Genomic DNA, 13,529 nt, shown 5'->3' with positions numbered 1-13,529 from the left:
CACGTTCCCCCCACCGTCTGATAATCCCCGCTCTTCAGACCCCTGTTATATAACCTGAGACGGTACAGCTCCCTGATAGACCATAATGGATTCTTCTTCATCTAAGATCTGTATATCTACCAAAGACTGTTTCTTTATCAATGCAATCTGATCCAGCACACCATTCATCAGTACATCTAGAGCCTCCATCGCTTCAGGAGCTTCGATTGAACCTTGTCCTGCTTTCGCCATGCGTGTCTTATAATATTCAGAACGTACCGAACCCACACTTCCCCAATATCCCCAGTTCATCACTTTGATAGGAAAATCACAGCACTGTCTCAAAAATTGGGCAAATACATCTTTGAACGTACAGCCGGCTACGTAATTCGCCTGTCCGGCCGAATTCAAAAAGGAATTCATGGACGAAAAAAAGAGTACAAAGTCAGGCGACTCTCCGATACACGCTTTGGCTATATTGATGCTGATGTCTACCTTGGTGGAATAAGCTTTCCGAAAAGAAGCTTCGTCCATATATTCCAGACTGCGATCCTCCAACACGATGGCAGAATGAATAAAACCATTAATGGCTTGATGATTCCGCCTAATATCTGAACATGCCTGACGCATTGCTTCCGAATCCGTTGCATTAACAGCCATGTAACAGGGCGCGGGACCAAGCTCGCCCAGCCTTTGCAATTTCGCTTGAATATCAGCATCCAGCTCCCTTCTTCCCAGCCAGATGATCTGGGCTTTGTAATGCCGGATCATATATTCACTCCATGCCTCTCCGATTCCGCCTGCTCCTCCAATAACAACGTATACACCCCCATGGCGATAGGAATGAGACTGCCCGGAACTCACAGGAGAATATGTAACGGGCACAAGTTGTTGACGAAACCATTCGCCTTGTCGGTTTACATATGGGAATCCATAGGAATCAGCAGACAGCGAAAACAATTCGTACATATTCTTATCATTCAACTGATCCAAATCCACCTGTCTAACCTTCCATCCGGGTCGTTCTTTGCACAGTACTCCTATAAGACCATGTATCCCGGCATGAGTGGGATCAACCGAATTTAGTGTATGAATGGCGTTTGCCCGCATCGTGATTACAGTCCATTCCATGCTCCGATTCCCATATCCATTCTGAAGAAGTGCCTTAATCAGTCTGTATAGAAGAAACACGCCATCTTCCTGAGCCTCGACCATTCCCTTGACATCAGGCGAGCTTCCAGCCGTTATCGGAGATATCCACACCATATGACGAAGGTTCATGATTAGGTTTAGTTGTTCAGAGATCCGCATGATCGAATCCTGTGGATTCAAAACGATCATCTCGGCATGTGGCAGGTGTTTGAGCAGCTGGGTCAAGTACGAGCTCTTCGTACCTACCAAGCATATTTCTCCCGGGAGATCGTTGAGTACACGTTCATGTTCATACAAGCCGATTGTCTGCTCTTTCCATACAGGGGCCAACATTTGTAACTCGTAAGTCTCCACACCTTTAGTTTCTTCAAGATCTGGAACTTTCGACTCAGGTCTTCTAAAACGCATTGCCCTAACGGATACCCGTACATCACCCTTCACACTAAACAAATCTATGTCATATTCGGTATCCGCGTGCACAGCAGCGCTGCCACTCTCCTGATGGACTCGGACATGAGCCCACATCTCAGCTTCACAGGAGCCAATGATTTGAATTTGTTGTATAGAGAAGGGCAACAAAGGCCTATCTTGCTGCTCGTCCTGAATACTTCCCGAAGTACTTAGCCAGATCCCGATTGCAGCCTGAAAAGCGTTATCCAGAAGTCCAGGATGAATGGTGCCGTCCTGATATCCATCCATAATACCCGGAGGCAAGGCAATTCTGGCCAGAGCTTGATCATGACCCACTGCTACAGATTTCAGACCCTGGAAGTCTGGACCATACTGCATACCCCTGGCGGAAAAAAAGGAATAACATTGCTCTGATGTAAAATTTCCCAGACTACAGCTGCTTAGGATATTCTCCATTTCGTATGTTTTGCGTACTTCACGCTTGGTTATCACAGCAGTCCCTTGGCTAAAAACCACGGTGTTTGTCTCATCCCCCTGAGAACTAGTTGGAGAATGAACGGTGACCTCAATAAATCCATTCGAAGATGGTTTAAGAAGTATTTGAAGCCTTCCCATGCCTTTTTTGGCGACAACAGGTTTGAGCCATACGAGCTTTTTAAGGCTGATTTGTTCGCCCTCTCCAGGTTGAGCAGCCATCATGACAGCGGCTCTGATCAATTCAATATGAGCTGAGGCAGGCAATACGTTATATCCGTTTATTTCGTGATCCCGAAAAAAGGATTCTTGTCCAGTAAATGCAAATTCGTAGCTGTATGCGCGAAAATCCGATCTATTTTCCAGCTTCATCATGAATCTGTTGTCCACTCCCGACCGATGAATCTCTTGGCTTTCTATCCGTTTGACTGGATTAGGAAGCCAGTGCCGTGTCTCTGCAAACGGATAAGTCGGGATGGAAATTTTCCGTTTTCGTTCTCTTTTATCCATTGAAGACCAATCAATCCGGTTGCCAGTTACCCAGAGCTGAGCAAGTTTATGGAGCTCTGCTTCAACCATGAAATCCTGATCTGTGGAAGGCTGATGGTAAGCTATAGCCTGTTCATCTTGTGAGGGCTTGCGCTTGGTTACGCTCCCTTGCCAACATGGAGATAGATTTTCTGTCTCATCTGCAATAAACCGATTAAGCATTTCCACGGTGTCATCGATGCTTGAACTCACCAATGCTAGTCTTTCCTCCATCTCTTCCCTGCCCGTTTGCATTGTAAATGCAACATCAGCCAGGGTAATCCCATCCGTTTGACTCAGAAATTCAACGATTCGCCTCGCATATGCTTTCAATCGATCTCTGTTCTTTGCAGAAACGATGAGTAACTGGGGGCGATTGAATATAATCAGGGAACTGTCATGCTTAGTCACGTATTCGCTGATGACAATATGAGCATTGACACCTCCAAAGCCAAATGAACTTACGCCTGCACTTCTTGGGGCAGCATCATGTTTACGATTCCAGGTCTGCCCTTCCTTTACGATATAAAACGGACTGTTCTCCAACTGGATGTAAGGGTTAACTTCATTTAGCTCCAAATTCGGCAACAATCGGTTATGCTTCATACTGAGTACCACGTTGAGGACTCCCGCCACTCCTGCTGCTGCCTCCAAGTGTCCAATATAGGTTTTTATCGTTCCGACTGCACAGTGCGGAACGGAGGACTCAGAGGCAGAACCGCTCGGCTTACCATGCAACTCATCCCAGTCTTGAACCAGCTGAGAGAAAGCTTTTTTAAGCGCATTTATCTCGATCGGATCACCCAATGGGGTCCCCGTACCATGTGCTTCAATATAATCTACTGTCCTCGGATCAATTCCGGATCTGGACCATGCTTCAACAATAAGTTCTGCCTGTGCATTAGGATTTGGAGATGTCAAAGTGTTGGCATGTCCCCCATGATTTATAGCCGTTGCCTGAATTACTCCATAGATATGGTCTCCATCCGCTTCCGCTTTGGACAACGGTTTGAGCAGCAATGCCCCACTACCTTCGCCACGAACGTACCCATCAGCACCTTGATCAAAGGTTTTACAGCGACCATCCACACTGAGCATGCCTGCCTGATTAAAGGCAATCATCAGCTGTGGACTTGCGATAACACTGATGCCTCCAGCAACTGCCAGTTCACATTCTCCGTTGTGTATCGATTCCACTGCCCGATGAATGGCGACCAGTGAACCGGAACAGGCTGTATCCACGGGTTCACTAGGTCCATGCAGATTTAGAAGATATGAAATTCGGTTAGCCAGAATGGAATGAAATATGCCCAAAGCTGTATGTGCTTCAGTTGGAACGCCTGATTGGTGAATCAGGTCATAATAATCTGAACTAACCACCCCGACAAACATACCTGTTTTACTCCCGGACAACTCCGATGGCCTGTAACCGGCATCTTCAATGGCTTCCCATACAGTTTGCAAATAAATGCGCTGTCTCGGGTCCATCAACCCAGCTTCATGAGGCGAAATTCCAAAAAACGAAGCATCAAATTGATCAATGGCTTTCATAAATCCGCCCCATTTGATGTTGGTTTTGTTGACTTCTTTTATTGGGTCCCCATAATATTGATGCCAATCCCAGCGTTCAGGAGGGATTTCGGAAATGAATGTTTTCCCGGAAACCAAGTTCTCCCATAGTTCATCCATACTCTCGGATTGAGGCATGTGAGCGCCTATTCCAATAATGGCAATGGGTTCTTTATTCCTCCTATGGAGTTCGATAGGCTCACTTGCAATCTCATGTGTTTCATCATCACCGACCATATGCGGAGTCTGCAATTCGAGTTCAACGTGCCCGCCACTCATTCCATGATATCGGGCGATGTCTTCGCCATAAGCTCCGATTAGGTAGGTTGCAAAGGCCCCTAAAGTCGCATATTCAAACACAATAGGGGGCGTTAGATCAATGTTGTACGTTGCGTTGAGTCGATTGACAAAGTCAGTCGTCGAAATGGAATCAAACCCATAGTCGCTTTTATCCGCATCCAGATCCATTTCATGTACATCAACACTGAGAATCTGTGAGGATATGGTCAACATAATTTCTGAAGCCCTTTCTAGTAAAACCTCCTCATTTATGCTGTTCTCTAACAACATTTCTTTTGGAACCGAGTCCACATCCGCAAACGACGTTTTCTCGTGTACCTTCTGAAATTTGGTTGCATCCCCGCCAACAATCACTAGCTGACTTTCCTTACAATGAAAAGCATCCTCAAAAGCCTGTATAGCATGTTCGCTGGATATCGATGAAACCCCGAGCGTATTTTCCAAAAAAAGACGATGGGTTGAATCTACTCCCATCCCTCCTTCCAACCACAGAGGCCAATTCAGAGAGAGCGTTTGACCCGAACGCATCCCCTCTTTGTTCAACCGATTCCGCTGACGGCAAAAACTGTCCATAAAGCCATTGGCAAAAGCATAATCACATTGTCCAGCGTTGCCCAGAATGGACATGACGGAAGAGCAAACGATGAAAAAGTCCAACTGTTCATGACAAGAAGCTTCGTCTAGCCAAACCGTTCCGTATACTTTAGGAGCGATAACAGCATCCATGTCCACTTTATTTTTGGATTGAAGCATTGAGTCTCTCAATACGCCAGCGCAATGAATCAGACCATGAATGCCCCCAAATCTGGTTTTGCACTCACGGATGAGATTAAAAGCGGACTCACGTTGCGATACATCCGCCGCAATATACACTATTTCAGCTCCAAACTTCCCTAGATCACACAATTGTTGTTCCTGATCCCTACTCAGAATGGAACGTCCAGACAAAACAATGACTCGAGCGGATTGGGCAAGCAAGGAGGCAAACTGGAGGCCGATACCACCCATCCCACCTGTAATCAAATAAACGCCTTGTTTATTCCACTCTACTTGTGAATATTCTGTTTTCGGCAGCGATAGCAATCTCTTCACATAACGTCGATTGCCCCGATAACGTACCTCTACCGCCTGGTCCCGAGCTTCCATCTCCTGTTGGATGAGGTGAAACATATCGACTGGTTCATTTCCCATGTCCAATGTACGACATGTCCATTGCGGGTGTTCCCATTTCACACTGCGCATGAAACTGCTTACAGCTTCATTTGCCGGTTCTTCTTTACGATCGCTGGAATAAGCATATAAAAGATGTACTTTCTTTTTGTCAGCACATTTCGCCAGCCATCGGCATGTATAAAATAAGGTGTACACACCCTGGGCGAGCCACTTGTTCAATAGGGTCCCTTCATTTTCTGGAAGTACCGTACCACTCCATCCATGAACGACAGTATCAGGAATCCACTGTAATTCGGACAGCCTGTTGAACAAACGGTCAACATCCTCTTCCTGTCCCGGGCGGACTATAAATGTATTAACATCCTGCTCAATGAATTGATTTCCCTGTAACACACGAATTACGGAAGTGCTCTGGTTCCATTGCTGCATGTGTTCTTCACCAGAAACAAATAACAGAAGCCTTTCACTTTTGAAAACGGTACGTTGAAGGTCTTGAATTTCCCAGGATGGATACAGGTACGTATTCTGATGCAGGTTTTTCTTATTGGAAGCCAAAGTATCATGCCGCTCTATTTCCTGTATAAGCTGGTAGGCTGTCTCTGATGAGAGACGTCGTCCCTTCACCATTTCAAGAATCTGATCCAGTGATAACATCTGATCTTTTCTCATCGTTCCTCCATATAAGTTAAGACATCAATAGGTTCAACCTCTCCGGCTTCCAATTTTCGCAAAAGTGTTTTCAATGGGTCCTTCGCATGACTCTTTTTGTCCTGAACCTGTCTTACTGTAAAGTCGCTCATTTCCATGCATATTAGTTCCTGCTCATCAAGCAGTACAATATCAAACTTGAATGCTTTTTCCCCTTGCGTACCCTGCTGCCTGACATATACACTTCCCTTGTCTGGAAGCCGCTTCCACCATTTGACCGCACCTATGGAATAGGGCATACAAGGAGCAGAGCTCACCTTTTGGGCAAGTAACATCGCTGTCTGCAGTGCGCTGTCCATCACTACAGGATGAAGCGTATACGCGTGTAACTGTTCATAACAAGAGATTGGAAGGACAAACCTGGCAATAGCTTCGTTCTCACCCATACAGCAGTCCATAATGGATTGGAAGGAAGGACCGTAGACCAGATGACTCTTTTCAAGTTTGCGATATACTCCTGAAATAGGGTCAACACATCTTCCTCTAATCGCATCGATATCCCGTTTAACCCTATAAGGATTGCCTTGTCGTGTGTCCTGTTTGTTGCCATCTGTCTTTATTCCATACAACGTCCCTTGCCCATAAACTTTTCTAGGGTTCACATAGTCGCCGGTCCATACGTGGAACTGAATTTTTTCCTGGGTTTTAGACAACGAAATGTTTACTTCAACAGGTTGCTCCATGACTATTAGGGGTCTTGACCACACCACATCACCAAAACCGATGACCTCCTGGATGCCTGCATTCTGCACAGCGGCTAATGCCATCTCCAAATAAGCAACACCTGGTAATGTTCGTTTACCATCTACGCGGTGATCATTCAGAAAAAATTCTTTGCCTGTAAACAACGTTTGATACTTGAATTCATCCAAGGTTGAGGTATTCCGGCCGATCATCGGGTGCAACGCCCTATCCAAGCTGTTCTCATATACACTTGTAAGCATATATACATCGCTAACCGATTGATTAGCTTCATGAGCTACCGTATCATTATGGTCATGTAATCGATGTATTACAGACTCGAAACGCTGAGTAGGCAGGGCAAGCTTGTTAAATGTTCCTGAAGGGAACCATAGGTCCCACCTCACATTCACGCCATGGAGCCATAACTGACCGAGGATATTCCAGAAGTCATATCCCGCTTCATCCTCTTTTAAAGCAAGTTTCAGCGTATCAGGTGCGGCCGATTGAACTACTCCGATGTCAATGATCTTGATGTCTGACGAAATCTTCTCCAGATCAACTTGGCTTTCTTGTGTTTGATGCAGCCATTGCTCAACATTTACAATTTCGGGCACGTTATCAATTCGAGCACATAATCGGTTGTCATTGGGCTCCATATCCCTTTCTCGCTGTTTCAGGTTCATGGATTCGGCAACAACCTTATAGTCCACATTGGAATCCAAAACAAGCCGGGCGACCATTTCAGGAAGTAAGATGTGATCGTTCATCAGATCCAACATTTCTTCGAATCGTGGATCGGGCTCAGTCATTATCGTCAAATTCCATTTGCGGTTCAACTTCCTTAGGGAATAAGCCACAACGGTAACTATAATGAACAACTGCTGAGTGGAAAGCTCCGTAAACATCAAGACATCAACAGGCTTTCCAAGCAACTCCTCCAAATTCCAATCGTCCCCACTTACTTTACCTAGAAGATTCGACCATTCATCTACATACTTTCTGAAGGTGAACTGATGAGCGATGAGTGATTGACCCTTAGTCAGATAATATTTAACCCGTTCGTGATCACTTACCATTGGATATTCGAATCGATCATGCTCGCTATTCCCAGAGTCCACACTTTCAATTTGCGAGCTACCCAACAAACGCCGGAGATAAGACTCGCCAAAGGACATCGGATACAAAATATCTTGCACTGTTGGGTCATAGTAAGGCAGACACGGACGATGTAGTTTAATGAAATCAGCTTCATTTTTTCCTGAAAGCCTCAAAAGGATTTCTTCGGGAGCGATCATTTGGTTTACGGCAAGAACAGCCCACATCCCTGTATGCTCCCCTGTCATCCATTCCACTTTTAAGCCCGCATCAAGTAAACATCGAAGTACGGCATATCCAGCAATGAACTGACAGCACGGAAGTGTCTCTTGCTCCCATGGTCCATTGTAGAACATCTGCCGATAGTGATCGGCAAGTGGACGATCACTATCGGCAATTTGATTCAGTAAGGATTGGATGATGTCCTCCACATGCGGTAAACCACGGGTTAAATTGCTAAATTGCTCATAGTTTATATAGGAAAAGTGCCCCATTCTTATTGCCCACTTTTGCTGCTTGGGCATGAAAGGACGACTTGATTCCGAATGCAACTCTTCCTTCAACTGCTGTAAATTGTCTACCATCACAGCATAACGATAAGGAAAAGCCACTCTTCCCGTGGACAATGTTCCACTAATATCACGCAGCGTACACTCATCAAACTCGGATGTTAGCGAGAATGCTCTCCACGATTCAAGCTGTTTTTCCAAATGCCATTTCGATTTGCCTGATAGCGTGAACAGTTGAGAACGGGCGGCGACGGCATCCTTCTGTTTGTTCGAGGGTGCAGTGCACCACTGTTCAATCACCAGATGTGCGTTGACTCCACCAAAACCAAAAGAGCTTATGCCCGCTCTTAAAGGTAAACCTTCGCCAGCACTGTTCCAATCAGTTAGAGACCCCGCCACTTCAAAAGGAGTATTCTTAAAATCTATGATCGGATTAGGATCGTTAAAATGAAGGTTGGCAGGTATTTTACCATGTTTCATCATCATGATCACTTTCACAATACCAGCCATGCCCGCAGCACTCTCCAAGTGGCCAATATTGGTTTTTACCGAGCCAATCCGACAGAATTGGGTTCGGGAAGTATAGGCAGCAAATGCATTTTTAAGCGCTTCAATTTCAATCGGATCTCCCAATGACGTTCCCGTTCCATGTGCCTCAATATACGTGACCATTTCCGGGGAAATATCTGCATCCTGATAAGCAGCCAAGATGACGTCTTGTTGTGCCCTCATGCTCGGAGCAGTTATGGATGCGCTTCTTCCACCATGATTGCAGGCAGATCCTTTGATAACCCCGTAGATATGATTACCTTCTGCTAACGCATCTTCAAGCCTTTGAAGCAACAACACGCCTGCTCCATCCCCTGGTACATAACCATTGGCTTCCTTATCAAAGGTTTTACAACGTCCATCCGGACTTAACATTCTTGACTTGGAAAATGAGATAAACTTCCAGGGATGCAAATTTAGATTTACACATGCAGCTAAGGCGTAATTGCACTCTTTTCGTTGCAGGGCTTGTTTGGCTTCATGGACGGCTACTAATGAAGATGCACAAGCTGCATTTACTGATATACTCGCGCCCTTGAAGTCCATAATGTAAGAAATTCGATTGGCAAGAATACTTTCATAATTTCCAAGACAAGCGTAGCTATCTATCTCCAATTCGGGAAGGCACGCCATTTGGCGGTGATCTACCGTCATTACTCCGGCATAAACGGAAGTGATCTGATTCTGTAACCTTTGAAGTGAAATCCCGGAATCTTCAATGCATTGCCAGGAAACTTCAAGCATCATTCGTTGCTGTGGGTCCATATTTTTGGCCTCTCGGGGAGAGATACTGAAAAAGCGGTGATCAAAAGAATACACATCATCAAGCAGACCGCACCATTTACCAATGCTCTTATTCGGGGCGTCAATATCTTGAGAATAGAACTTCGATACATCCCATCGATCTGGAGGAATCTCCTTGACAGAATCCACTCCATTCGCAAGATTATCCCAAAACGTCGTATAATGATCAGCCTGCGGAAACCTGCATGCCATACCAACAATTGCAATATCTGTAAGGCGAAATCCTGGATCAATATCGGATGTTGGCTCCATGTTCTTCTTTTGTCGCATCATCACACCCCCCCTGTCCCCACAATGCTAAAAGTTAGTTCATCTCAACGGCCATAGCCAATTGTTTCAGGCGCTCTTGCATAACCAAAACCGTATCTTCCATTAACTTTATGCCCACTTCAGCTACGCGGCGGTTTCTCCAGTCCTCCAGCGGTGTGCCTTTCACCCATTGATTAAAAGCTCCCAAGGCAGGACCACAGTGGATTTGATAATCGACCTGATGACCTGCTGTTCCTTCCATTGCAAGCATCGTACTGTGGGCAAAATACCACTTGAATACCAATGCCATTTTGTATTTGGGATTCTGTTCGGCTTTTTGTATTTCCTCCGGAGATCTATACTGAACGACCTGGCGATATACTTCTTCAAAGGTTTTTTTGAAATATTTGTTTTCCAGCTGCTGTTTGTTTTTTTCACTAATGTCATTTAAAGAATCATGCTGCCGGTACAAATCATAGAGCTTGTTCGCTCTGGCGGGGAAAAATACACCTTTGCGGAGAACCTGTACCTTGGCTCCAATCTCAAACATGTCTCCAGCAGGAGCATATTCCGTGTCGTGAATGTTCATATCCTGTAGTAAATCTTTGACAGCGTCACTAGTAGCTGCTTCAACCGTGCATTGATTGATTGAACCTGTTACGATAAAATCCGCTCCGAGCAAAAAAGCAGCTGCTGCTGCTTCAGGTGTACCAATACCACCGGCAGCACCAATGCGGACTTCTTTCGAATAACCGTACTTTTCCATCATTGTATTGCGAAGACGAACCATGGCAGGCAGCAGGACATACGCCACACCCGCATCTGTATGTCCACCCGAATCAGCCTCAAGGCACAGATCCTCTGCAATGGGTACTTTTTTCAGGAGTTCTGCCTGAACAGATGTAATCTTGTTTTCCTTCAACATCTTCTCAACCATGAATTCCGGAGCGGGGCTTAAAAATGCTTCAGCCACTTCAGGTCTGGATACTTTTGCAATAATGCGATTGGTTGCGGATACCCGCCCGTCTGATGAACGCTTCAGTCCATGGGCACGGTACTTGATTAATGCCGGAGTAACACCCATGAAGGCAGAAGCCTCTACTGTATTTACACCTTTACGTAGTAATAAGTTAACCTGTTCTTCTTCACGTTCAGGATGTGTCATTTGATGAAGAAGATTTAACCCATATGCCTGTCCATCCTGCAAATGGTGTTGTATATAATCGATTCCTTCTTCGATCTGCTTCAGGCTTAACCCCCCTGTGCCCAAAAAGCCCATCATTCCCGATTGCCCCACTTTAACAACCATCTCCGCCGAAGCAATGCCTCTGTACATTGCACCTGTCAAATAGGCCATTTTCAGATTATAGTCCTTTTTGAAGGGTTTCGAGCCAAGAGACTCGGCCAGTCGAGTTTCTTGGTTGCCAGGCTGTACAACGGATGATATTGGAGTATCGGGGTGGACTGCTGACGATAATGGTTTGACAGACATGTCTTCAGGACGATATACGATGGGTTCGCACTCTGTCTGAATCTTGGTAACCAGCTTAGTCAGCACATTGCCTGGACCGATCTCTTCTATTGTGTTTACGCCCATGCCCATCAGAACCCGTACCGTTTCAGACCAGCGAACCGGATGTGTAATTTGGCGGACCAAATTGGCATGAATTTCATTTGTACGATAGGGTCGGGCTGTATAATTTGAGATGACGGTCATCGTAGGAGCGGAAAATGTATAACGCTGGAGATGCTGATCGAATTGTTTGGCTGATTTTTCCATATAACGCGAATGAAATGCGCCGCTGACCCTGAGAGGGATATACATCTGTGCACCGTTTTGTTCAAAAATTGGTTTGGCCTGATCAATGATTTCTTGAGGCCCTGCCAAAACAATTTGGGTCGGGGAGTTCAGATTGGCGATATCCAGTTGATACAGTCCAAATCGTTGAAGAATTGTCTTCAATGCACTCTCGGTTAAACCGATAACCGCGGCCATCCCCCCTTTAGGGGCCATGCTCATGATTTCTCCTCTTTTATGTACAAGCTTCAATCCTGTAGCAAAATCAAATACGTCTGCGGCAAAAAGCGCATTGTATTCTCCCAAACTGTGGCCCGAAACCAAACTTGGCTTTCTGCCTGTTTCCTTGATTTTATGTAGATACATCATGGCATTAACAACAAACAAAGCCGGCTGCGTATATTCTGTCAGGCTCAATTGCTGAGACCGATCGTACAAGCACAGTTCCTGAATGGAAAATCCAAGAATATCATCCGCTTGCCGGGTCAACTCTGGAAACTGCTCAAATAATCCTTCACCCATGCCCAACTTCTGTGATCCCTGCCCTGGAAATACATATGCCCACAAAGGTTCATCCCCTCCAGTTTCATTCGAATTGGCGTAACGACTAATGATCTCTTCCACATGTTTTGCATCCTGATGGAAGGGAGTCATGGTTATATATGTTCGTTCCTTCCTGTGGCTAATCTGATTTATGAGGCTGGAAAGTGTACCCGAAGGCCCCAAATCCAGAAATATACTATCCGGTTTCTCTTCTCGTATATGAGATATCGCCTGAGAGAAAAGAATCGGTTCCTTGACAACTCGCCAAAAATGATCGGTTGATACCTTGGTGACAGCTTGTCCGGTCAAGCTAGAGACAAGCGGAATCTGGGGTGCATCGTAAGACAGCTTGTCCAGATAGGCTAAATACTCTTTGGCCGCAGGATTGATACATGCTGAATGGAAGCCATGAGTAACAGACAGTCTGACATGAGAAATCCCTTCGCCTTTTAGCCAATTCTCCGCTATTGTAAGCCCTTTCAACTCCCCCGAGATGACTAGATGATTTGACGAGTTCACAGCAACAAGCTCACACTCCGCATGTAGCTCCGGATTAGTGTCATAGATGTCACGACTATGCAATACAGCCAGCATGCCTCCCGGAATACAAGTCCTGTGTATAATTTCAGCTTGTCTATACACTGCTTCCAGTCCCGCCTTGGGAGTTATTACGTTGGATACAGCCGCTGCAGCGAACTCCCCCAAACTGGTACCAACAACGGTTGTGGGTATAACCCCGTTCTCCATTAATGTCCTTGAAAGCGCATATTCCAGCATATAAATGGCGGGATGTGTAATTAGAGTTTCTTCGAAACTATCAGAATAAGGCCGATTTGAATCATATAATTCCTGTATAATGGATCTGCCGCCGATGTCTTGAACCCAACGATCCATCTGCTGCATCCATCGGCGAAATACCGAATAACTCCGGTATAATTCTTTTCCCGCTTGAAGATATTGTGAACCCTGACCGGAGAACATAAAAACAATGTTTTCTTTCATAT

3 protein-coding genes are annotated in these 13,529 nt (G+C 45.5%); all 3 read right to left on the bottom strand.

Annotated features, from left to right (window positions below):
- Positions 1-45: 45 nt before the first annotated feature.
- Genes MHB43_RS13855 through fabD form a run of 3 tightly spaced genes read right to left on the bottom strand, consistent with a single transcriptional unit; the run spans position 46 to position 13,527 of the window.
- Entirely contained in the window at positions 46-6,255 is a 6,210-nt protein-coding gene (locus MHB43_RS13855; protein ID WP_339184535.1) for an SDR family NAD(P)-dependent oxidoreductase, read from the bottom strand.
- Positions 6,252-10,208: a beta-ketoacyl synthase N-terminal-like domain-containing protein gene (locus MHB43_RS13850; RefSeq protein ID WP_405132142.1), complete on the bottom strand. Its 3,957-nt coding sequence runs from the start codon at positions 10,206-10,208 to the stop codon at positions 6,252-6,254. Before MHB43_RS13850 ends, MHB43_RS13855 begins: the two co-directional genes overlap by 4 nt.
- Positions 10,209-10,239: 31 nt before the next feature.
- Positions 10,240-13,527: an ACP S-malonyltransferase gene (fabD, locus tag MHB43_RS13845; RefSeq protein ID WP_339184533.1), complete on the bottom strand. Its 3,288-nt coding sequence runs from the start codon at positions 13,525-13,527 to the stop codon at positions 10,240-10,242.
- Positions 13,528-13,529: the final 2 nt, after the last annotated feature.

It is taken from the genome of Paenibacillus sp. FSL H8-0317 (genome assembly GCF_045040685.1).
Classification (GTDB): domain Bacteria; phylum Bacillota; class Bacilli; order Paenibacillales; family Paenibacillaceae; genus Paenibacillus.
Note: the sequence above shows the minus strand (reverse complement) of the source record. Positions and strands in the feature narration are given on the sequence as shown.

Coding starts and splice junctions, on each gene's coding strand:
- fabD (WP_339184533.1), bottom strand. CDS start 13,527: ATGAAAGAAAACATTGTTTTTATGTTCTCCGGTCAGGGTTCACAATAT.
- MHB43_RS13850 (WP_405132142.1), bottom strand. CDS start 10,208: ATGATGCGACAAAAGAAGAACATGGAGCCAACATCCGATATTGATCCA.
- MHB43_RS13855 (WP_339184535.1), bottom strand. CDS start 6,255: ATGAGAAAAGATCAGATGTTATCACTGGATCAGATTCTTGAAATGGTG.